The following is a 22,002-nucleotide window of genomic DNA, read 5'->3' on the forward strand; positions in this document are numbered from 1 at the left end:
CGTCTCAACTGGAGCGGTCCGGCGGGGCCTGGTCGGGGCCTGGCAGGGCGGTGTCCTCGGAGGACAGGACGATCCGGGTCGACGTCAGGTCCGCGAGCCGGGCCCTGATGTGCTCGGCGTGGGGGTCGTCGAGTTCGGTGAGGAGCAGCAGCGCCTGCTGCCACTCCTCGTTGGCGTTGTCGCTCTGCCCCAGCGCGCGGAACGAGGTGCCGAGGAGGTCGAGGGCGTGCGCGGCCGACGCCTTGTCGCGCAGCGGGTGGCACAGCGCGAGCGAGCGGTGCAGGTGAGTGAGCGCCTTGAAGTGGTTCCCGCGCCGATGTTCGATCTCGCCGAGCACCAGCAGCGCCCTGGTCAGGTCGGTGCGGTTGGCCGCGTGCTCGCCGCCGGTGTCGACCACCCGCTCGCAGAGCGCGAAGGCCTCGTCGGGTTCGTGGCGGCGCAGGTGGGCGAGACCGAGTTCGCAGCACGTCGCGGCGACGTCGATCCGGAGGTCGAGGTCCTCGCGGAGCCGCAGCGCGCGGCCGAACGCGACGATCGCGTCGTCGTGCTCGCCGCGGTCGGCCCGGATCAGCCCGAGGCGGTGCAGCGACGACGCCTCGCCCGCCCGGTCGTGCGCCGCGACGGCGACCCGCCGCGCCTCCTCGCACCGCTCGACGCCCGAGGCCGGGTCACCGAGGTGGTGGTGGAGCGTTCCCAACTCCCGCAGCGCTTCGGACTCCTCGTGGTCCAGCCCGAGGCGTCGGGCGGCGGCGAGCGCTCGGACGAGGTGCCGCTCCGCGTGGACGTCGTCGTCGAGCGCGCGGGAGGACGCGGCGAGCGCGAGGTGGGCCGTGACCTCGGAGTGCTCGTCGCCCGCCTTCCGGGCCGCTCGCAGGGCGGTCGCGTACCCGTCGTGCCACTCGCCCAGGCACTCCACGTGGACGTGGTGCGGGTGCAGCGCCAGGGGCAGCAGCCACGACTCCGGGGTGCCGAGGTCGGCCGCCTCCCGAACCGCCGCGGCCAGGGTGGACCGCTCGGTCCTGAGCCACAGCAGGGCGTCGCGGGCGGTGGTGAAGGTCAGGGGGTCGACCGCCGACTTCGCCGACCCCGTCGTCTCGGTGGCCGACCACAGGGTCCGGACCGCGTTGGCCGACGTGTGCAGGTACCACTCCAGCAGCCTGCGAAGCGCCGCCGTCCGGTCCGCGTCGCCGTGGTCGAGGCGGAAGCGGCGCCGGGCGTAGGCCAGTTCGAGGCCGTAGAAGTGGTAGCGCTGATGGCTCGACTGCTGGATCAGGTGGATCGACCACAGCGCGTTGAGGTGCTGCTGGGCCTCCCGCGGCGTGGTGTCCGCCAGCGCGGCCACGTCGCCCGCGCTGAACTCGTCGGCGAAGTGCAGGCCGACGAGCCGGAACGTCCGGGCGGTGGCTGGGCTGAGCGCGTCGAACGACCACGACAGCCACGCCTCCACCGTGAGCGAACCGTCCTCGCCGCCGCCGAACGGCAGGACGTGGTCCTCGGACCCCCGCAGCTCGGCGACGAGGTCCTCCAACCTCAGGTGAGGTCGGTCGACCAGCGCGTCCGCCACGACGCGCAGCAGACCCGGCAGCCCCCCCCGCACAGGTCGACCACGGTGGACAGCGCGGTCGACTCCCGCGCGAGCCGGTCGACCTCCATGCTCTCGCGCAGCAGGCCCGCGGCCGCCGGGCGGGGCAGCGCGCCGAGCGTGACGCGGCGCGCGGCGTGCCTGCTCACCAGGTCGGGGAGCCGGTGCCTGCTCGTGACGACCACGACGCACGACGAGCTGCCGGGCAGCAGGGGCCGGACCTGGTCGGTGTCGCGGGCGTTGTCGAGGACGATCAGCACCTGGCGGCCGTCCACCACGCTGCGGAACAGCGACGTGCGCCGCTCGGTCGTGTCGGGGAGCTGGTCCTGCGCCAGACCCAGCGCGACGAGGAAGTCGGCGAGCACGTCGAACGCGCGGGCGGGCGGGTGGCGGTCGAACCCGCGCAGGTCCGCGAAGAGCTGGCCGTCGGGGAAGCGGCGGCGGTTGTCGTGCGCCCACTCCACGGCCAGCGTCGTCTTGCCGGTCGCGACACCGCCGACGACGGCGAGGACCGGCATGGCGGTGGGCCTGTTGGCCCTGGTGCGGCCCAGCGCCTCGTCGAGGGCGTCGAGCTCGTCGCGACCCACGAAGTCGGCCGACTGCGGGGGGAGCTGCGCGGGCGTGGGCAGCGGGTTGCCGCCCGCGGTCACGGGGGAGTGGGACAGGTGGTAGCCGTCGCGTTCCTGGAGGAGCCTGATGTGCAGGTCCTGCAATTCGCTGTCGGGCTCCGTGCCGAACGCCTTGATACCGGACAACCTGATGCGCTGCCAATAGGAGTCGAATTCGGAGTAGCGGCCGCAGCCGTTCAGCGCCGCGAGCTTCTGGCCGATGAATGCCTTGTCGAATTCGTGGTCCGGGATGACCTTGTTGACCATGTTGAGCGCTTCGCTGTAATTGTGCCGCAGGAGGTCGACCTCGATGCGGGCCTGCCAGCACGACGCCAACTGGAAGTCCAGGTCCTCCCGCCGCAATTCCATCCACAGGGTGTTGAGGCCCTGGACCGGGAGGCCGTGCCAGAGTTCGATCGCGTCCCGGAGCAGGTCCGCGGCCTCGTCGAGGTGGCCCCGCTGCCTGGCCTGGCGGCCCCTGTCCAGCAGCGCGGTGCTGCGGTCGTAGTCGATCTCGTCGTCCGGGGCCTCCAGGAGGTAGGAACCCTCGTGGGACCGCACCCGCGCGGTGCAGTGCGCCAACCTCAGCGTGCGGCGCAGCCTGCTGAGGTAACTCTGGAGGTCCTTGCGCACGTGGTCCGGGCGGTCGTCCCAGAGGGCCTCCATCATGGTCTCGGCCGACACCGGCCGTCCCTGAGCGAGGAGCAGCACCCCCAGCGCGTGCCGCGTCTTGGCCCGCGTGATCGGCACCTTGCGGTCACCGTGGAGCAATTCGACCGGGCCGAGGACGTGGAACTCCACCGTGCTTCTCCCGTCGTCCGAGCCGGTCGAAATGCCAGGTTGTCGCGAATACGGGCGTACGATTTTTGCGGCTCGTCGACGACGTCGGACGCCTCCTCCCGGTCGGCGGAGGAAGGAGATCCCCGGCGACAACTGGAGTGTCCACCGAGTGGCAGCCCGACTGTCAACCCCATCCCGCCATCCTCTATTGCTGTGGCCGAATTCCGTCACGCGAAAGGGCGGTAAAGGGTGACTCGAGAAGAACGAACGGAACTGGTCCACCGACCTGGAGTCGAAGTGCCCCGGTGGTCGTCGAGACGCGTTCTCGTGCCCGTCCGGTCCGTCGGCAGCGGCCAGCGGCTGCTCGACGTCGTCGAACTGCTCGCCGCGGACCCCCGGCTGCGGATCGTGTTCTCCAAGGTGCCGTCGATCTGGGCCAACGGCGTCGACGGCCTGCTGGGGGACGTGGGCGTGACCACCCTGGACTGGGACGAGGCGGGCACCCGCGCGTTCGACCTGGTGATCACCGCGTCCCGGACCGACCTCCGGCGGGACCGGACCCCGGTCCTGGTGATCCCCGGCGCGTGCGGTCGGCGGCGGGTCGCGCCGCGCCCCCACGGCGAACGCGTGCCCGCTCCCCGACGCACCGGCTCGGCGGTCCTGCTCACGGCCCACAGCGACGACCTGCGCCGGATCGGCCGGGACCGCACCGTCCTCGCGGGAGACCTCAGCTTCGACCGGCTCACGCTCAGCGCGGGCTCGCGCGGCGAGTACCGGCGGGCGCTCCGCGTCCCCGCGGGGCGCCGGCTCGTGGTCGTCGTCTCCGCCTGGGGCCGGAGGTCCCTGATCGTCCGCGAACCCACGCTGCTGCACCGGTTCACCGACGAGCTGGCCGAGGACCGCTACCGGGTCGCCGTGCTCATCCACCCCATGGCGTGGTTCTCGGAGGACGTCCGGCACCTGAACGCGTGGATGACGACCGCGCGCACCGCGAGCGTCCAGGTCGTCGACCCGTTCACCGAGTGGCGCCCGGTCGTCGCCGCCGCCGACCTGGTCGTCGGCGACCACGGGTCGATCACCCTCTACAGCGCGGGCGCGGGCCTGCCGGTCCTGTCGACCAGCCCCGTCCGCACCGGGTCCACGCCGACCGGTCGGCGGGCCGCGGTCGCGCACCACACCGCCGTGCCCCGACTGCGGCCCGACCTGCCGCTGCCGTCCCAGGTGGACGCGGCCCACGCCGCGCACAGCCCACACCTCCAGCGCCACGTCAGCGAGCACATCACGTCGGTGCCCGGACAGGCCGCGCGGCGGATCCGCGCCCGGATCTACCGGATGCTCCGCCTGCCCCCGCCCTCCGCGGAACCGATGATCACCCCCATCCGCGGCCCCCGCCGGATGATCTGACCGCCGCCGCACCCCCTGGAGAGGAAGCAGATCCGTGGTACCGCAGGCGATCCCCGCAGTTCGCACCTCGACCCGGACGAAGGCGGCGCTCGTGGCGTCCTCGTCGCACCGCGCGCGGACCGGCGGCGGTTGACCGTGGACCGCCGTCGTGAGCCGCGGTCGACCGCGGCGGGAATGAGCCAGATCGGGCGCGCCTCCTCGGCGGGTGTCGTCCACCAGGCCGCCGGGGACCTCCACGTCCACCACGCGCCGCACGGCGGTGGTGGCGGTCCGGGACGCGGCTCGGTCGCCGTGCCGTACGACGGCACGGAGCACCTGGTCCGCGGCCGCGACGACCTGCTCGACGAGGTCACGGCCCTGACCCGGATGGGAGGGCGGTCGGTCGTGCTGCACGGCGCGGGAGGGTTCGGCAAGACCGCCATCGCGCTGTCGCTGGCCCGCCGCGTGTCCGAGTCCGTCCACGTGTGGTGGGTCGACGCCACGGACTCCCGCTCGCTCGCCGACGACCTCCGCGAGGTCGCGCTGCGCGCGGGCGCGGCGCCCAAACCCGTCCGCCGGGCGTGGCGCGGCGACCGCTCGGCCCCGGACCTCCTGTGGGCGACGCTGGACCGGCTGCGCGAACCGTGGCTGCTCGTGCTGGACAACGCCGACTCGCCCGGCGCGGGCGACGGGCGGGACTGGGTCCGGACGCCCCCGCGCACGGGCACGGTGCTGATCACCAGCCGCGACGGCCGTTCCGCGACGTGGGGCGGCCGGGTGCTGCGCAGGCGGGTGCCCGCGCTGGACCCGCGCGACGCCGCCGCCGTGCTGCGCGAACTCGCGCCCCGCGCGGGTGACCTGCGGGAGGCGGCCGACCTCGCCGAAGCGCTGGGCGGGCTGCCCCTCGCGCTGTGCCTGGCCGGGCGCTACCTCGACGCCACCGCGGGCGCCGTGCGGCTGCCGGGTGCCGACCGGCCCCGCACGTTCGCCGAGTACCGGACGATGCTGCGCGACCACTTCGCCGACGCGGTGACGGCCGTGACCGCCGAGCCGACCCACCACCGGGACTGCCTGGTCACCACGTGGGAGAGGTCGCTCGACCTCCTCCACGACCGCGGCCACCCCCTCGCCCGGCCGCTGCTCCGCCTGCTGTCGACGTTCGCGCCCGCGCCCGTCCCGTGCGCGCTGCTGGACGCCGCCGTGCTGGCCGGGTCACCCGTGTTCGCGGGCACCACCCCGACCGGACTGGCCGCGCTGGTCTCGGAACTGGCCGGGCTCGGGCTGGTCGAGGTCCACCACGGCGACCTCGACACCGTGTCGCTGCACCCGCTGGTCCGGGACATCACCCGGCACCACGTCGACGACCACGACCCGTACACCGACACCCGACTCGCCCTGCTGCACCGGCTGGCCACCCGCGCCGCCGACCCGTCCGGCTGGTCGCTGTGGCGGGCGCTCCTGCCTCACTGCGAACACGAGCGGCTCGCCGTGCGGTCGGACACCGCCTTCGCGGACCTGTGCCACAGCGCGGGCGGAGCGGCCTACGAGCACGGGTTCTCCACCGCGGCGGAACGCCTGTACCGGCGGGCGCTCCGCGTCCGGCTCGACCTGCTGGGACCGCGGCACCCCGACAGCCTCGCGACGCGGCACAACCTGGCCGTGCTGCACGCCGACGACGGCGACCCCGAGGCCGCCCGCGCCGAGTTCTGCGCCGTGCTGGCCGACCAGGTAGCCGTGCTGGGCGAGTGCCACCCGGACGTGCTGACCACGCGCCGAGACCTGGCGCGGACGGCGTGGGCGTGCGGCGAGCACGCCCACGCCGAAGCCGAGTACCGCGAAATCGAGGCGCTGCAACGGGAAGTGCTCGGCGAGAACCACCCCGACACCCTCATCACCCGCTACGAGACCGCCGCGGCGCTGCACGACCGCGGCGACCCCGGCGCCACGACCGCCCTGCGCGCCCTCCTCCACGACCAGGTCCGCGTGCTCGGCCACCACCACGCCCACACCCTCATCACCAGGCACCGCCTGGCGCGGGCGTGCCACGACGACCTGGACCAGCACCACGTCGTCCGGCTCACCATCGCGGCGCTCGGCCCCGAGCACCCGATCACGCTGACCGCGCGCACCAGCCGGGCGGTGGTGGCGCGCGGGGAGGACGCGGCGGCGGAACTGCGGGACGTCCTGGAGGTCCTGGCCTCCCGCCGAGGCCCCGACCACCCGGAAACCCTTGCCTCCCGGCACAACCTGCGCGTCGCGACGGACGACGACCGCCCGTCCACCTCGCCGCTCGGCCGCCGCCGGGGCCGCATCCGCGTGGTCGACCCGGTCGACCTGCCCGCCCAGCGCCGGAACCCACCGAGGTCGTGACACCCGGTGCCGGGTGATCACGAACGTTCGCCCCGCGGTGACGTCGGCCGGGCCGGAAGTGCCCGGTGGACCAGGGGATCACCGCGCTAGCCGCTGACCCGGCGGATGGTCGCGATGGGCCCGATCGCGTTGATCGGGCTCACCTTGACCGGCTCTCCCGCGGTCGACGCGTGCACGGCCATCGTGCCGTCGATCGCCATGGCCACGTGGCTCAGGGAGTCGTGGTACAGCACCAGGTCACCCGCCCGGACCTGGTCGCGCGGCACCGGCGTGCCGATCAGGGCCTGGGTGTAGGTGGTGCGGGGGACCAGGACGCCCGCGGACCGGAACGCCGCCATGACGAGACCCGAGCAGTCGTAGGTGTCCGGACCGACCGCGCCCCACACGTACGGCTTGCCGAGCTGGGCCAGCGCGAAGCGCACGGCGTCGCCCCCGGCGCCGTCGGCCGCCGGGACGTCCACGGCCGGACCGGTGCCCGCCAACAGGGTCCGGTCGGCGGTGGCCAGCAGGTCCAGTGCTCGGCGCACCTCCGCCACCTCGCCGTCCAGACGTTCCTGGCGCCGTTCCGCGCCGCGCGCCGCTTCCGCCGCCTCGTCGGTGAGGCGCCGTGCGGTGTCACGGGTCTCGTCGGCGGCCAGGCTGGCTTCCGCCGCCCGGTGCTGGGCGGTGTCCGCCTCGCTTCGGGCCAGCGCCGCGTCGTCCGAGGCCGTGGCGGCGGCGGTGACGAGGTCGCCGTGCCGCTCGGCGTACACGTCCATGATCATCGCCGCGTCGAGGAACTCCTCGGGCGAGTCGCTGCTGAAGATCGCGGCCAGTCCGTTGAGCCGCAACCCCTTGAAGGAGATCTCCACGATGTGGTCGATCTCGGCCCGCAGCCCGGTTTCCACGGCCTTCGCCGCGTCGGCCGCGTCGGTGGCGCGCGTGAGCGCTTCGGCGGCCTCGTCGGCGAGGAGTCGCGACCTGTCCGCCGCGCCGGTCGCCTCGTCCAGCGCCACCCGCTTGTCGTCGAGGACCTGCCGGGCGGTCAGGACGTCCTCACTGGCGCGGGCGGCTGAACGGCTCAACTCCTCATAGCGGGCGGTGGTGGTGGGCTCCTGGGCGGCTGCCGTTCCCGGCGGTCCGATCACGCCGATCAGGGCGGTGGTCAGGAACACCAGGACGAGCGTGGCCGTGGCGTGCTTCCTCAAGGCTTGCTCCTTTTGCGACGGAGGTGGTGACACCCGACGCTAGGCGTGGATCCGCGCCCCGGAACGGTTGTGGCGAGTGCTTGCGGATTACTTGAGGTTCAGCCGACGTCAGCCAGAGGTCGGGGTGGCAGTGTCACTCCCATGAGGACGACTGTCGAGATCGGACCGCGGTGAGCTCCGAGTCCTCGGTGGCGATCCGCGGGGGAACGCGCACAATGAGGCGGGTGAGAGAGCCCGCGAAGATCCTGGTCGTCGAGGACAACCCCGAGATCAGCTACCTGATCGAGCTGGCGCTCGTGGAGGCCCGGTTGGACGTGCGGGCGGTGGGCGACGGCGACGGGGCGCTGGCGGCCGCGCAGGACTGGGAGCCCGACGTGGTGCTGCTCGACCTCGGCATCCCCGGTCCCGACGGGGTCGAGGTCTGCCGCAGGTTGCGGCGGTTCTCCAACGCCTACGTGCTCATGCTGACCGGGCGCGCCGAGGAGGTGGACAAGCTGATCGGGTTGTCGGTCGGGGCGGACGACTACCTGACCAAGCCGTTCTCGCCGCGGGAACTGCTGGCCCGCGTGCAGGCCATGCTGCGCCGTCCGCGCGACCTGGCGGGGTCCGCCGTCGTCGAGACCGGTCTGGTGGCGATGGACCTGGCGGCCCGAGAGGTCCGGGTGGCGGGCGAGGTCGTGGGGCTGACGAAGATCGAGTTCGACCTGCTGGCCGCGTTGATGGAGGACGTTCGCCAGGTGCACACCCGTGACCAGTTGCGGGAACGGGTGTGGGGCGGCTCGCGGCTGGCCGACGACCACGCCGTCGACGTGCACATGTCCAACCTGAGGCGCAAGCTCAGCGCCACGGGGGAGGCCGGGATGATCACCACCGTGCGGGGCGTCGGCTACCGGTACGTGCCGGGGGGTGGGCCGTGAGGGTGCTCGTGGTCGACGACGACGCGGACACCGTCGAGGTGCTCTCCCTCGCCCTCGTCTCCTTCCGCGGGTGGGACGTGCAAGCCGTGACCACGGGCGCGCGGGCGTTGGAGATCTGCTGGTCGAGCCGGCTCGACGTGGTGCTGCTGGACGTCGAGATGCCCGTTCTGGACGGGCCGGGCGTGCTGGCGGCGCTGCGGGGGGATCCGCGCACCGCGCTTCTCCCGGTGGTGTTCGTGACCGCGCTGGCCGATCCGGGGCTCACCTCGCGCCTGCACGCGCTGGGCGCCACCGCCGTGCTGCACAAGCCGTTCGACCCCGTGCGGGTCGGCGACCAGGTGGCGGAGTTCCTGGGCCTACCACCAAGCCCGGTCGACCTCGGGACCCGCCGTGGGCAGTGAGACCTCGAAAGCGCTGCCCCCGCCGGGAGCGGGCCTGGCCCCGATGCGTCCGCCGTGCGCCTCGACGATCCCTCGGGCGATGGCCAGGCCCAGGCCCGCCCCGCCGGTTCGGCGTTGACCGGGGACGTCGAACTGCGCGAACGGCTCGAAGATCTCGTCCAACTGCCCCTGGGGAACGCCGGGCCCGCGGTCGCGGACCTCGATCCGCGCCCCTGGACCGTCCACAGCGCACGTCACGGTGACCACTTCCCCCTGAGGTGACACACGCACCGCGTTGACCAGCAGGTTCGTCACCACCTGCACCAGCCGATCGGAGTCGCCCCTGACCGCGGGGAGGCCTTCGCACACCACTGCCACCGGGATCCCCGCGCGTCCCGCGGCGTTCTCGGCCGCGTTGACCGCCTGCTCCACGACCTCGGCCAGGCTGACCTCGGCCAGCCGCAGTTGCAGCCTGCCCCGGTGCGCCTGGTGCAGGTCCACCACGTCCTGGGAGAGCCGGACCAGGCGGTCGGTGTTGCGCGCGGCGATGCTGACGAGCTGGGCGACCTGGGGCGGCAGCTCGCCGAACCGGCCGGAGGTGATCAACTCCAGTGAGGCGTGGATGGACGTCAGCGGCGCCCGCAGTTCGTGGCCGACCACCGAGACGAAGTCGCGGCGGGCGCGTTCGGTCTCCTGCTCCCACTGGTTCGCCTGCCGCACCGAGCACTCCCGCTGGATCCACCCCGCCAGCTCGCGGAGCTGCTCGCGCTGGCGTCCCGTCAGCCGCCGGGGCACCCGGTCCAGGACGCACAGCGTGCCGATCATGTGCCCGGACGGGGCCGCGATCGGGTGGCCTGCGTAGAAGCGGATGTGCGCTGGTCCGAGCACCGCCGAGGTGTTCGCGAACCGCGGATCGGCGGTGGCGTCCGGGATCTCGACGTACTGGCCCACCTCGATCGCGTACGAGCAGAACGAGGTGGCTCGCGGCACGGCCCGCGGCGGGACCCCTGACGACGACTTCGCCCATCGGCGGTCGGTGTCGACGAGGGTCACCTGGGCGATCGGCACCTCGAACAGGTGCCGCGCCAGCCGGGTGATCCGGTCGAACCGGTCCTCCGGTGGGGTGTCGAGCAGCCGCAGCGCGTGCACCGCCGCCACCCGCTCGACCTCGGCGTCCTGGTCTCCGTTCACCACCCTGACCCACCCGTCCGTGATGAGGGACCACCACCGATGAGTATCGATTTCCGGGCTGGGTCAATTACTCATTGCCCTTGGCATTCACCCGTTCGGGCAAGTTTTCGGATCTTGGGGCTCTTGTGGGTGAATTACAACTTTCCCGGTTGGGTGGTAGCTGTGGGTAGTGGTGTGTTCTCGCTCATGTCGACCTGATGTCGAAAAATCGATTGTGGGTGTTACGAGAATATCCTGGTTTTCAGCTCTGTTTTTCCTCTGGTTTTCCACTGCTCGCATTCATGTTTTTCCCGTGGGTGAGTCTGGTCTTTGAGCCCGTGTACGGTCGGAATGTGCGACGTGCTTATCACGCTGTTCTTGAAATCACATTTTTATCTGCGAGGGAAGGTTCTTGATGAACGGCGATCCAGTTCGGACCGGACGATTCGACCGCAAGCGGTGGGGTGCCGTCGCCGGGATCGCCACCGCGGCGACGACGCTGGTGGTGATCGGGCTGCTGGCGGGCCAGACGACCGCGCTCGCCGCTGAGTCGCCAGTGCTGCTCGGCACCGCTCAGAGCTACTCGGTGCTGGGGGGTGTGACGGTCACCAACACCGGCGACACCCTCCTCGGCGGCGACCTCGGCGTCAGTCCCGGCGACGCCATCACCGGATTCCCGCCGGGCATCGTGGGCGGGGCCACGACCGCGGGCGACGCGGTGGCCGCGCAGGCGCAGTCCGACCTGGTGATCGCCTACGACGACGCCGCTGGAAGGGCGCTGACCGCGAGCGTCGCGGACGACCTGGTGGGGCGGACCCTGCCCGGTGGCGTCTACAAGTCGACCGGTCCGCTGGCGCTGAGCGGAACCCTGACGCTGGACGGCCAGAACGACCCGAACTCGGTCTTCATCTTCCAGATCGCCTCCACCCTGATCACCGCGTCGGCCAGCGACGTGAACCTGATCAACGGCGCCCAGGCGTGCAACGTCTACTGGCAGGTCGGCAGCTCCGCGACCCTGGGCACCAACTCGACGTTCGTCGGCAGCGTCCTCGCGCTCAGCTCGATCTCGGTCACGACGGGCGCGGTCGTCGAAGGCCGGGCACTGGCGCGCAACGGCCAGGTCTCCCTCGACACCAACGTCTTCACGGTTCCGGGCTGCGACCTGACGCCGATCACGACCACCACGACCGACGCGACGACCACGGACTCGACGACGACCACGGAACCGACGACCACCACCACGGATTCGACGACCACGGATTCGACGACCACCACCACGGACTCGACCACGACGACCGACGAGTCGACGACCACGACGGACACGTCGACGACGGACGAGACCACCACCACGACCGAGCCGACGACGACCACGACGGACACGTCGACGACCGACGAGTCGACCACCACGACCCAACCCACCACCACGACGGACACGACCACCACGGACACGTCGACGACGGACACGACCACGACGACCGACGAGTCGACCACGACCACAGCGCCCACCACCACGACCACGGGGTCGTCCACCACCACACCGACGTCGGAGGCGACCACCACCACACCGACGTCCGGGGCGACCACCTCGGGTGCCACGACCGCGCCCGAGGTGTCGACCGACTCCTCGGGCACGGCGTGGACCGCTTCGGAAAGCTCCACGACCGAAAGCGCCGCGGCGGGTCGGAATGGAACCGCCGGGGGTGAACGGGTCTGGACCGATGATTCGGGATCGGGCCAATACCCGTCCGGTCTCGCGAGCACCGGTGTGAGCAGCGGTCTGGGAGCCGTGCTCGCTGTCGGTGTGCTGCTCCTCCTCGGTGGCGCTCTGCTGGTTGTGACCCTCCGTTCACGCAGGTCGCGAAAAATGTAGAGGTCCCGGCCCGAAGGTCAAGGTGAGGAACGCGGAAAAACCGGTCACGGTCGCACCACGAGGAAATCGCTGTTGCGCCCCGTCAGCAGCGCGTGACCGCCGCCCTCACCCCTTCGAGCGCATGACGACCAGGTCGCCGTGGCCGCCGTAGCCCAGGACGGGTTCGGCGTACTGGGTGCCGTCGAAGGTGATCAGCCACCAGTCGCGGCCGACGGGCAGCAGGACCGGGTGCGGGATGTTGGTGCCGTACGGGGCGTCCAGGGTGCCGAGCTTGCGCATCGCGAGGTCGTACACGGGGTACTCGCGGGCGTCGCCGTCGCTGGCGAACACGTACCACCGGCTGCCCACGCGCTGGATGATCGGGCCCTCGGTCTGGTCGACGGTCGTGTCGGCACCGACCAGTCCGAGCGAGTCGGCGTAGTCGGCACCGGGCGGGCCCACCGCCAGCGCCGGGTGGAAGACGAACGCGGGCTGCTGGGCCTCGCTCTCCACGAACGCCAGCCGCCACCGGCCGTCGACGCGGGTCAGCGAGGGGTCCCAGGAGCTGACCGAGGTGGGCAGCGGGAGGCGTTCGGTGGGCAGGACGTGGACGCCCGACAGGACGTCCGCCGTCGTGGTGACGTGGCGGACGTGCACGCCGCGGAAGGCGAAGTCGCCCCACGAGCTCATGAGCAGGATGAACCGGCGGGTGCGGTCGTCGTAGACGATCTGGCCCGCGTGGTCGCCCACCACCACGCCGTCACGGGCGAAGAACAGCACCGCGACCTGCTCCAGCCTGGTCGGGTCGGCCAGGTCGAGCGTCCACACCGCCCAGTGCGCCTGCTGGAAGAACCCCAGCCCGGCGTTGGTCATCGTCAGGTACAGCTTGCCGTCGCGGATGAACGGCCTGCCGTCGGCGTGCTGCACCACGTGCGGGTCGCGCACGCCCGCCTGGCCGAAGTACCCGGCCCGCACCCGGCCGAGGCGCACCGAGCCCGAGCCGCGTCCGCCGTAGGCGTAGTCGAGCTTGCCGAGCACGGCGGGCACGCGCAGGTCGAGCAGCGCGCGGACGCGGTCCCGTTCGGTCAGCACCGGCTGCCACGCCGTGCCCGTGCCGGTGGTGTCGACCAGGACGGTCACCGCGTTCTCGTTGACCACCAGGGCCAGCCGGAACGCCCCGGCCACCCGCACCTCGGCGGTCTTGACCACGGTGGTCGTGCCGTTGGTGGTCACCTCGATGGTGGCCCGGCCCGCCGACGGGTCGACCGTGCCGAGCACCGACGTGCCGCCGCCCGCCAAGCCCGCGACCACGGCGCCGGGGCCGTCGACGCCCAGCACCTCGACCAGCACGGAACCGAACGGCGCCTTCGGTCGCACACCGGTGGTGACCAGCGTGTCCAGGGTGCCGATCGCGCTGTCGTACTGGGTGAACCGCGGCGCGACCAGGTCGAACGGCCGGAACTTGTGGGTGACCTCGAAGTGCAGGTCGAACGGCGTCCGGACCGGTTGCGCCGCGGCCGCCGGGGCGGTCAGCAGGCCGGGCAGCGCCACCGCGCACCCCGCCGCCCCCATCCCGCGCAGCAGGCTGCGGCGATCGATTCCACCTTCTGTCACGTGCCCTCCCTCGTCCGCGGTCGGCCCACGAGATGTACCCGCAGACGGTCGGCCCGCACCAGGGATTGATCGGAAGTGGCGCTCGATCCGCTCCGGAACGGTCAACTCCGGTCGACAACGGCCTAGCCTGGGTGTCGTGTTCGCCGCCGAACGTCGCCAGGTGATCCTCGAACTGGTCCGCACGAACGGGGCCGTCTCGCTGCGCGAGCTGGCCAGGATCGTCGGGGCCAGCGAGGTGACCGTCCGCCGCGACCTGCGGTTCCTCGACACCGACGGCCTGCTCGTGCGCAGACGTGGTGGCGCGGTCGCCACCGACGGCCCTGCCTACGAACCCAGCCACTCGGAGAAGACCGGCGTGGCGAGCGCGGCGAAGGCGGCCATCGCCGACCTGGCGGCCGACCTCGTGTCGCCGGGGGACGCGATCGTGGTGGGGGCGGGCACCACCACCCAGGCACTGGCGCGCCGCCTCGCCCGCGTGCCGCGGCTGACGGTCGTGACCAACTCGCTCCTGGTGGCCCAGGCGCTCGCGAGGAGCACCGGCATCGAGGTGATCCTGCCCGGCGGCGTCCTCCGGGGAACGATCTTCGCCCTCGTCGGCAGCACCACCGAGCAGGGCATCAGCGGCCTCCGCGTGCAGCGCGCGTTCCTGTCCGGCAACGGCCTCTCGGCGGGTCACGGCCTGTCCACGCCGAACACCGCGGTCGCGGGCGTCGACCGCGCCATGGCCGCCATCGCCGACGACGTGGCCGTGCTGGCGGACCACACCAAGATCGGCGTCGACACGATGGTCCAGACCGTTGCACCGGGCCGCATCGCGCACGTCGTCACGGACAGCCGCGCCCCGGTGGAGGAACTCGACCGGCTGCGGACGGCCGGGGTCACCGTGCACGTGGCGGAAGCGTCCACCTGAAGTTGCATTGTGCTGTTCGTCACATTCGTTCGCGGTGTCCGGATCCACTACTGTTCGCCCTTGCCCGCACAGGGCGGGAGCCTCGGGGGGAGGCACTTCCGGGGTGGATCTTTTGGGGGGAACCGTGAAGATCGCTGTTGTGGTGGCCGCTGTGGCCATGGCCGTCGTCGGTGCGTCGGCACCTGCCGCCGCCGCGAGCGGCCAGCAGGAAGACCGCCTGGTGTTGAAGTCCTTCAGGGTCATGTCCGAGCAGGCCCCGGTGGGCGGCGACGTGAGGTTCAGGGCCACGTACACCAGCGAGCAGCAGGCGGAGTTCCTGTGCGAGACCGATTTCGGTGACGGCCAGGTGAGCGACGGTCCGTGCGACAACATCCGGCACCCGTACGCCCAGCCCGGCACGTACCAGATCACCCAGACCGGCCGCACGACCACCGGCGTGGTCGCCGTGTCCACCGGTTCGATCGTCGTCGTCCCCGACCAGGGCCCGATCTCGATCACCGCGACCGCCACGCTGACCGCCCCGCGAACCATCCTGGTGCACAGCGACCCGGCGAGCGGCTACGACCTGACGAGGATGCGCGTCTTCTGGGGCAACGGCTCCTACACCTCAGGCTACTACCCGTCGATGCGGGACATCGACTGGGTGTACGCCGAACCCGGCACGTACGTGATCAAGGCCGAGGTCTTCGACTCCTCCGGCGCCTCCGCGGCCACGAACCTGACGGTCGAGGTCGCCTGATCGCCGCCCGGCGAGGGGGACGACAGCGTTCCCCTCGCCGGGCCCGGTTTCAGCGCCAGTCGTGCGCGTAGCGGTGGAGTTCCAGGTAGGACCGGGAGTGGTCGAACTCCAGGAACAGCCTCGTGACCTCCGGCCGGGTGAGGTGGTGCAGGTTGGTCTCGCGGACGAGCGGGTGCAGTGTCAGGGCGTGGGACTGGAGCACCCGGTCCTCGAAGCAGTCGACCAGACCGAAGTCGGCGAGCAGGTGGAGCAGTTCGAGCAGTTCCTCCGGCGTCAGGTCGCCGAACGCGGCGATCGGCCGCATCTCCCGGACGTCGAGGATCCCGTAGGGCACCGGCGCCTGGGCGAAGCAGGCGAGGAAGCGCATCAGCGACCTGGCCCTGGGAAAGCCCTGTCGGGCGAGGAGGTCGAGCGACAGCTCCCACGTGCGCGTCACGATCCCGTTCTCCGCGCGCGGTTGTCGATCGCCAGGGGGTAATCGGTCGATCGTGGTGGCGAACTGCTGCTCCAGTGCCGATCCGTAGCAGGGGAAGGTGCGCGGCACGGTGGTGCCGGGAACGCTCGGGGCGTGGGCCGAGTACGCCAGGTAGGTCCCGGCGATGTGCAACGCCAGCGGCAGACCGCCGAGCTGCGCCGACAGCCTCCGCGCGTCCGCCTCGGTTCCCGCCCCGTCGCCCGTCAGGTCCAGCAGCGCCTTGCCGCCGGACACCGCGTCGAGCGATTCGACCCGGTGGAGCCACGAGAAGTCACCCCAGGCGAAGCGGTTCCCGTCACGACTGGTCACGACCACCGTTCCCCGGCCGCCGGGCGGGGGCCGCAACCACCCCGTCCCGTCGCACAGCCGCTGGTCGGGGTCCGCCAGCGACTGGGGCTCGTTCGCGTCGTCGATGAGCAGGATCCACCGCCGCCCGCTCCGGCGCAGGTGCCGCCACAGCAGGTCCGGCGCGGACGCCCGCCCGGACCACGCGTGGTCGATCTCCGCCGTCGGTATTCCCAGTCGGAGCGCCACCTCGCGCATCCCGGCGTTCAGCCTGGTCCTGTCGGACGCGGAGATCCACCAGACCTGCGTTCCCCGCGCCGACGCCAACCGCGCGGCTTCGAGCGCCAGCGTCGTCTTCCCGAAACCCCCGCCACCGTGGAGGACCAGTACCCGTCCGCACGGGTCCGCGATCTCCCGTTCGAGCAGGGCGACGAACTCGTCCCGGCTGCGGACCTTTTTGTGCCGGTGCTTGGCCGTGTCGTGGGTGGCACCCGGAGGCCTCAGCGCGTCTCCGGCCCTCCCGCCTCCGCGAGCACGCCGTCGGACAGGCGCAGCCAGCGGGTCACGCCGAGCGTCGCGAGGAAGCGTTCGTCGTGGCTCACGACCACGAACGCGCCCTGGTAAGCGTTCAACGCGCTTTCCAGTTGGCCGACGCTGACCAGGTCGAGGTTGTTCGTCGGTTCGTCCAGCAGCAGCAGTTGGGGTGCCGGTTCGGCGAACAGGACGCACGCCAGGGTGGCGCGGAGGCGTTCGCCGCCGGACAGGACGCCTACGGGGAGGTGGGCGCGGGTGCCGCGGAACAGGAAGCGGGCCAGCAGAGTGAGCCGTTGGGCTTCCGGCATGGCGGGTGCGAACGCGGCCAGGTTGTCGGCGACCGTGCGGTCCAGGTCGAGCAGGTCGAGGCGTTGGGACAGGTAGGCGATCCGGCCGTCGGCGCGCCTGGTGCCGGTCACCTCCAGCTCACCGGTGAGGACGCGCAGCAGCGTCGACTTGCCCGCGCCGTTCGGGCCGGTCAACGCGATCCGCTCCGGCCCCCGGATCGTCAGGTCGACGCCGTCGCCCGCGAACTGGGGCCGGTCGCCGTACCGCACCTGGACGCCCTCGCCCTGGAACACCGTCCGGCCCGGCGGGACGGCGGTTCCGGGCATCACCAGCACGATCTTCTGGTCCTCGCGCAGGGCGCGGCCCGCTTCGTCGAGCCTGGCCCTGGCGTCGTCGACGCGGGACGAGTGCGTCTCCCTCGCCTTGCCCGCCGACTCCTGGGCGCCGCGCTTCATCGTCCCGGCGAAGATCCTCGGCAGCCCCGCGCTCTTCAGGTTCCGCGCGGCGGTGCCCGCCCGGCGCTCGGCGCGCTCACGGGCCTGCTGCATCTCGCGCTTCTCCCGCTTCACGTCCTGCTCGGCCGTGCGGATGTTCTTCTCGGCCACCTCCCGCGCGGCCCGCGTCGCCTCCTCGTACGACGTGAAGTCGCCGCCGTGGAACCGGACCTCGCCGCGGTCGAGCTCGGCGATGCGCTCCATCCGGTCGAGCAGCTCCCGGTCGTGGCTGACCAGCAGGAGCGTGCCCGGCCAGTCCTCGATCACGGCGTGGAGCTTGCGGCGCGCGTCGAGGTCGAGGTTGTTGGTCGGCTCGTCGAGCAGCAGCACGTCCGGCCGCTTCAGCAACTGCGCCGCCACGCCGAGGAAGACGACCTGGCCGCCGCTGAGCGTGCCGAGGCGGCGGGTGAGGTCGACGTCCTCCAGGCCGAGCCGGTCGAGCTGGGCGCGGGTGCGCTCCTCGACGTCCCAGTCCTGCCCGATGGTGGCGAAGTGCTCCTCGCTCGCGTCCCCGGACTCGATCGCGGCGAGGGCCCTGACCTGCGGCGCGATACCGAGCACCTCGGCCGCGGTCAGTGCGCCGTCGAGCGGCAGGCTCTGGGGGAGGTAACCGAGCACGCCGTCCACGGAGGTGGACCCGGCGGTCGGCCGGAGTTCGCCCGCGATCAGCTTGAGCAGGGTGCTCTTGCCCGCGCCGTTCGGCGCGACCAGCCCGGTGCGGCCACCGGTGAACGTGCAGGACAGGGCGTCGAAGACCGGGGTGTCATCCGGCCAGGAGAAGGACAGGGAGGAACAGGTGATGGACATGCCGAAGACCTCGCGTGCGATGCGGGCGCGCTGGAACCGCCCGGCTGGTACCAGGACGTGGGGGGACGACTGACCGGCCGCGGCGGCGGCGCTCACGCGCGTTCGCTCTACGGCCAGGGCACTCCGGTATCACCCGGAGACGTCGTCTTCGCCTGCCACTTCGCTGCTCCCTGGATCGCGATCACTCGTCGTCCACGATAACCCGTCGACCCGACCGCGCGCCCGTCGACCGCCCGATCAGGCGAGGTCCGGTGATCCGAGGCAGCGCGCGGCGGCGGTCGCCCCGGCCGTGAGCGCGTCCGGGACGCCCGCGCCCGCGAGGTGGGCGACCAGGAAACCGGAGAAGAACGCGTCACCCGCGCCGTTGGTGTCCACGACCCGCTCGACCGGGACCGCGGCGACCCGGTGCACCGCGCCCGCCGCAGCGGCCATCGCGCCGTCCGCGCCGAGCGTCGCCACCGCGACACGGGCCCCGGCCGCGACGAGCAGCGCCTCCAGTTCGGCGCGGTCCGGGACGCCGTCGTCGTTGAGGAACAGGTAGTCCGCGGCGGCCAGGAAGTCCTGGTGGAACGCCGACCTGCCGTCGTAGTCGTGCAGGTCGCACCAGACCGGGACGCGGGCCGCCCGCGCCGCGCCCAGCAGCGGCCGGGAGTGCTCTGCGAGGTCGATCACCGCCGCGTCGGCGACCTCCAACGCGGCCGCCGCGCGCTCGTCGTGGCGCGGCTCGCGCAGTTCGGGCACTTCGAGGTAGATCGACACCCGGCCGCCAACGGGGTCCATCAGGTTGAGGTGCTGCTCGGTCGGCCCGTCGGCGACCTCGGCGATGACCTCCACCCCGGCCCCGGCGAGCACCGCGAGCACCGCCCGGCCCGGCTCGTCGTCGCCCACCACCGTCCGCAGGGTGACCCGCGCGCCGAGCTTCACGAGGTTCAGCGCCTTGCCCGCCGACGTGCCGCCGACCGCCTTCCGGTGCGCCTTGGCGAACGCCGTGTGCGGACGTGCCGCGGGCAGTTCGTCCACCGACACCAGGTGGTTCCAGGACACCGGACCCGCGATGAACACCGTCGGCTTCATCCCGCCATTGTGGATCAGCGCGTTCTCGTTGGCCCCATTGGAACTTATAGCCGACAGGGGGACTTGCGGCAAGACCCCGGTGCGGGCCCAGACTTCGCGGGCTCACGAACAGCGGAGGGGAGTTCCGATGCGGGTCCTGCTGTCGACGATCGGGTCGCGGGGTGACGTCCAGCCCGTGGTGGCGCTGGCGCGGAGGTTGGGGGAGTCGGGGCAGGAGGTGCGGGTGTGCGCGCCTCCCGACTTCGGTGACTGGATCGGTGGGCTGGGGATCGGCTTCACGCCCGTCGGGCCGGAGTTGCGGGGGACCGCGAAGCCGGGTGCCACGACCCGGCCGTCGCCCGAGCAGGTGCGGCGGATGATCGAGGGCACGGTCGCCGCCCAGTTCGCGGCCGTCGCGGAAGCGGCCGAGGGCTGTGACGTCCTGGTGGCCTGCGGGGCGTTGCAGGTCGCCGCGCGGTCGATCGCCGAACGGCGGGGGATGCGATACGCCTACGCCGCCTACGTCCCGGTCTCGCTGCCGTCGCCGCACCACTCGCCGCCCGTGCTGAGCCTGCTCGGGCAGGAGCCCGCGAACGGCCCGGTGGACCACGGCGCGCTGTGGGAGGAGGACGCCCGGCACTGGAACACCACCTGGGGTCCCGCGCTCAACGCCCACCGCGCGGCGGCGGGGCAGGAGCCGGTGACCGACGTGCGGGGGCACGTCTTCACCGACCGCCCCTGGCTGGCCGCCGACCCGGTGTTGGCCCCGTGGCCGGGAGGCGAGGAGGTCGTCCAGACCGGGGCGTGGGTCCTGCCCGACGAGCGGCCGCTGTCCGCGGAGCTGGAGGCGTTCCTCGACGCGGGTGAACCGCCCGTGTACTTCGGCTTCGGCAGCATGCGCGCGCCGGACGACCTGGCCAGGACGATGGTCGAGTCGGCACGGGCGCTCGGCCGTCGGGCCGTCGTGTCGAGGGGGTGGGCCGATCTGTCCCTTGTGGACGGTGGGTCCGACTGCCTGTCGATCGGCGAGGTGAACCAGCAGGCGCTCTTCCGGCGGGTCGCGGCCGTCGTGCACCACGGTGGCGCGGGCACGACCACCGCCGCCACGGGCGCCGGGGCGCCGCAGGTCGTCGTCCCGCAGGTGTACGACCAGCACTACTTCGCCGGACGGGTCCGCGACCTCGGCATCGGCAGCGCACACCCGCCGTCCGTGCCGACGATCGGCTCGCTGACGGCGGCGCTCGCCGACGCGCTCCGGCCGGAGGTGGCGGTTCGCGCCCGTGCGGTCGAGGTGCGGGCGGACGGCGCCGCCGTCGCCGCCGGGCTGGTGACGGCTCAGGGCACGTAGTAGGTCAGCAGGTCGGCGCGGACGGGCGGGAACAGGGCGGCCATGAGCTTGCGGTTCGGGCCGGGGTAGACGTCCGGGTGGAGCCGGGCGAGCCCCTCGATGCCGTGCGGGCCGAACAGCAGCGACGGCACGAGATCCGGCGCGACCCCCGCCCCACCGACGGAGGCGGGCCCCTGCATCGGTCCGCCGGTGGTCATGGGGCCCGCCTCGCCGTTCGCGCAGTGGAAGCGGACGTGGGAACCGAAGAACGAGACCACGACCTCGCCGTCGTACCCGGCCGCGCGGCGGGACAGCAGCGGGCGCAGGCGGTCCAGCACGGCGGCGGTGTCCGGGAGCCTCGCGTAGTACATCTCGGCGTCCTCCGGCAACGGCCCGAGGAACCGCCCCAGCCGGTTCCCGAGGCGGTCGGTGACCTCGACGCCCTCCACCAGCCCGACGACGTGGTTCAGCAGCGCCTGCTCGGCGGCCGCGTCCACGCCCGCGAGTTCGGTGAGGTGCGAGTCGGTCAGCCGCCCGACGGCCACCACGGCGCCGTCGCGCTCGACCACCCACTGCGTGCTTCCCTCGCGCGCCACCAGCCACCGCCAGCACGCCGGCGAGTGCGGCATCCGCAGGTCCAGTTCGGCTTGCAGCCCGTCCTGCACGGCGGCCATCGCCGCGATGTCGGCGGGCCCGGCCCGCCGCACCACGTGCCCGGCTACCGGGGGTGGCGCTAGGACGACCTTGCGGGTGGGCGGGATCGGGATGGCGTAGGCGTAGCCGAAGCGGCGGTAGAAGTACGGGATGCCGATCATCACCTGGGCCAGGTGGCCCAGGTCGGTCGACCGCTGGTGCGCCCACGCCATGAGCCGCCGCACGAGCCCGCGACCCTCGTACTCGCGGTCCGTCGCGACGAGTTCGACCTGGCCTGCTGGGATTCGCACCCCGCCTAGCACCAGGGTCTCGTCTAGGAGCGTGAGCGTGGAGACGATCCGGTCTCCGTCTACGACTACGGCGCAGGAGGACCAGCCTTCGTCCGGGTCCTGTACTACTAGCCGGTGGTCCAGCGCGTCCTCCGGCTCGCCCCGTTCCGTGAGAAGGGCGCCGATCTGGTCCAGGTCACGCGGTTCCGCCGGGCGCAAGTCCATTCTTGGGATTGTGTCGAAGGGGGAGGTTGGTGGGCTAGCGGTTTTAGGGGTGTTCGCGGGGTGAACTTGGAATGGGGGCCGCTTGTGGTCCATTGTGGAGGG

At 72.4% G+C, this 22,002-nt stretch carries 17 protein-coding genes; 8 read left to right on the forward strand and 9 right to left on the reverse strand.

What is annotated here, in order from left to right:
* Positions 1 to 4 precede the first annotated feature (4 nt).
* Positions 5 to 1,597, reverse strand: coding sequence for a tetratricopeptide repeat protein (locus tag NZH93_RS21470; RefSeq protein ID WP_259624943.1), 1,593 nt, complete (start codon positions 1,595 to 1,597; stop codon positions 5 to 7).
* On the reverse strand, positions 1,531 to 2,991 hold the full coding sequence (locus NZH93_RS21475) for an AfsR/SARP family transcriptional regulator (protein ID WP_259624944.1): 1,461 nt from the start codon (positions 2,989 to 2,991) through the stop codon (positions 1,531 to 1,533). The genes NZH93_RS21470 and NZH93_RS21475 overlap by 67 nt, the downstream gene beginning before the upstream one ends.
* 306 nt (positions 2,992 to 3,297) lie before the next feature.
* Here NZH93_RS21475 and NZH93_RS21480 point away from each other — a divergent pair, with 306 nt between their 5' ends.
* On the forward strand, positions 3,298 to 4,374 hold the full coding sequence (locus NZH93_RS21480; RefSeq protein WP_259624945.1) for a hypothetical protein: 1,077 nt from the start codon (positions 3,298 to 3,300) through the stop codon (positions 4,372 to 4,374).
* A gap of 174 nt (positions 4,375 to 4,548) precedes the next feature.
* Positions 4,549 to 6,723: a tetratricopeptide repeat protein gene (locus NZH93_RS49915; RefSeq protein ID WP_276023846.1), complete on the forward strand. Its 2,175-nt coding sequence runs from the start codon at positions 4,549 to 4,551 to the stop codon at positions 6,721 to 6,723.
* Positions 6,724 to 6,809: 86 nt separating this feature from the next.
* Here the strand turns inward: NZH93_RS49915 and NZH93_RS21490 are convergent, their stop codons facing one another.
* On the reverse strand, positions 6,810 to 7,910 hold the full coding sequence (locus tag NZH93_RS21490; RefSeq protein ID WP_259624946.1) for a C40 family peptidase: 1,101 nt from the start codon (positions 7,908 to 7,910) through the stop codon (positions 6,810 to 6,812).
* 224 nt (positions 7,911 to 8,134) lie between these two features.
* Between NZH93_RS21490 and NZH93_RS21495 the strand changes: the two genes are divergently transcribed.
* The gene (locus tag NZH93_RS21495; protein ID WP_259624947.1) at positions 8,135 to 8,827 is read left to right on the forward strand and encodes a response regulator transcription factor; all 693 of its coding nucleotides are present in this window, start codon (positions 8,135 to 8,137) and stop codon (positions 8,825 to 8,827) included.
* Positions 8,824 to 9,228: a response regulator gene (locus NZH93_RS21500; RefSeq protein ID WP_259624948.1), complete on the forward strand. Its 405-nt coding sequence runs from the start codon at positions 8,824 to 8,826 to the stop codon at positions 9,226 to 9,228. Before NZH93_RS21495 ends, NZH93_RS21500 begins: the two co-directional genes overlap by 4 nt.
* Here the strand turns inward: NZH93_RS21500 and NZH93_RS21505 are convergent.
* Positions 9,184 to 10,401: a GAF domain-containing sensor histidine kinase gene (locus NZH93_RS21505; protein WP_259624949.1), complete on the reverse strand. Its 1,218-nt coding sequence runs from the start codon at positions 10,399 to 10,401 to the stop codon at positions 9,184 to 9,186. The genes NZH93_RS21500 and NZH93_RS21505 overlap by 45 nt on opposite strands.
* Positions 10,402 to 10,792: 391 nt before the next feature.
* On the opposite strand from NZH93_RS21505, the gene NZH93_RS21510 reads away from it, so the two are divergent.
* A complete protein-coding gene (locus NZH93_RS21510) occupies positions 10,793 to 12,247 on the forward strand; it encodes an ice-binding family protein (RefSeq protein ID WP_259624950.1) in 1,455 nt (484 codons plus the stop codon).
* 105 nt (positions 12,248 to 12,352) lie between these two features.
* Here NZH93_RS21510 and NZH93_RS21515 read toward each other — a convergent pair whose 3' ends face one another.
* Positions 12,353 to 13,840: a hypothetical protein gene (locus NZH93_RS21515; RefSeq protein WP_259624951.1), complete on the reverse strand. Its 1,488-nt coding sequence runs from the start codon at positions 13,838 to 13,840 to the stop codon at positions 12,353 to 12,355.
* Positions 13,841 to 13,976: 136 nt separating this feature from the next.
* Between NZH93_RS21515 and NZH93_RS21520 the strand changes: the two genes are divergently transcribed.
* Both NZH93_RS21520 and NZH93_RS21525 read left to right on the forward strand, forming a co-directional pair.
* The gene (locus tag NZH93_RS21520; protein ID WP_259624952.1) at positions 13,977 to 14,750 is read left to right on the forward strand and encodes a DeoR/GlpR family DNA-binding transcription regulator; all 774 of its coding nucleotides are present in this window, start codon (positions 13,977 to 13,979) and stop codon (positions 14,748 to 14,750) included.
* Positions 14,751 to 14,874: 124 nt separating this feature from the next.
* The gene (locus NZH93_RS21525; RefSeq protein WP_259624953.1) at positions 14,875 to 15,489 is read left to right on the forward strand and encodes a PKD domain-containing protein; all 615 of its coding nucleotides are present in this window, start codon (positions 14,875 to 14,877) and stop codon (positions 15,487 to 15,489) included.
* A gap of 49 nt (positions 15,490 to 15,538) precedes the next feature.
* On the opposite strand, the gene NZH93_RS21530 is transcribed toward NZH93_RS21525, so the two are convergent.
* The 3 genes from NZH93_RS21530 to NZH93_RS21540 form a co-directional block, all read right to left on the reverse strand.
* A complete protein-coding gene (locus tag NZH93_RS21530) occupies positions 15,539 to 16,807 on the reverse strand; it encodes an NB-ARC domain-containing protein (RefSeq protein ID WP_259625169.1) in 1,269 nt (422 codons plus the stop codon).
* The gene (locus NZH93_RS21535; protein WP_259625170.1) at positions 16,750 to 18,372 is read right to left on the reverse strand and encodes an ABC-F family ATP-binding cassette domain-containing protein; all 1,623 of its coding nucleotides are present in this window, start codon (positions 18,370 to 18,372) and stop codon (positions 16,750 to 16,752) included. Before NZH93_RS21535 ends, NZH93_RS21530 begins: the two co-directional genes overlap by 58 nt.
* Before the next feature lie 237 nt (positions 18,373 to 18,609).
* Complete coding sequence (locus NZH93_RS21540; RefSeq protein ID WP_259624954.1) at positions 18,610 to 19,446, reverse strand: carbohydrate kinase family protein; 837 nt, start codon at positions 19,444 to 19,446, stop codon at positions 18,610 to 18,612.
* A gap of 127 nt (positions 19,447 to 19,573) precedes the next feature.
* Here NZH93_RS21540 and NZH93_RS21545 point away from each other — a divergent pair, with 127 nt between their 5' ends.
* Complete coding sequence (locus NZH93_RS21545) at positions 19,574 to 20,773, forward strand: glycosyltransferase (protein WP_259624955.1); 1,200 nt, start codon at positions 19,574 to 19,576, stop codon at positions 20,771 to 20,773.
* On the opposite strand, the gene NZH93_RS21550 is transcribed toward NZH93_RS21545, so the two are convergent.
* On the reverse strand, positions 20,761 to 21,900 hold the full coding sequence (locus tag NZH93_RS21550; protein WP_259624956.1) for a GNAT family N-acetyltransferase: 1,140 nt from the start codon (positions 21,898 to 21,900) through the stop codon (positions 20,761 to 20,763). The genes NZH93_RS21545 and NZH93_RS21550 overlap by 13 nt on opposite strands.
* Positions 21,901 to 22,002: the final 102 nt, after the last annotated feature.

The organism is Umezawaea endophytica (genome assembly GCF_025061645.1).
GTDB classification, from domain to species: Bacteria; Actinomycetota; Actinomycetes; order Mycobacteriales; family Pseudonocardiaceae; genus Umezawaea; species Umezawaea endophytica.

What these genes read in the sequence shown, in the direction of transcription:
- NZH93_RS49915 (WP_276023846.1), top strand. Translation starts at nt 4,549, where the DNA reads ATGAGCCAGATCGGGCGCGCCTCCTCGGCGGGTGTCGTCCACCAGGCC.
- NZH93_RS21510 (WP_259624950.1), top strand. Translation starts at nt 10,793, where the DNA reads ATGAACGGCGATCCAGTTCGGACCGGACGATTCGACCGCAAGCGGTGG.
- NZH93_RS21535 (WP_259625170.1), bottom strand. Translation starts at nt 18,372, where the DNA reads ATGTCCATCACCTGTTCCTCCCTGTCCTTCTCCTGGCCGGATGACACC.
- NZH93_RS21540 (WP_259624954.1), bottom strand. Translation starts at nt 19,446, where the DNA reads ATGAAGCCGACGGTGTTCATCGCGGGTCCGGTGTCCTGGAACCACCTG.
- NZH93_RS21545 (WP_259624955.1), top strand. Translation starts at nt 19,574, where the DNA reads ATGCGGGTCCTGCTGTCGACGATCGGGTCGCGGGGTGACGTCCAGCCC.
- NZH93_RS21550 (WP_259624956.1), bottom strand. Translation starts at nt 21,900, where the DNA reads ATGGACTTGCGCCCGGCGGAACCGCGTGACCTGGACCAGATCGGCGCC.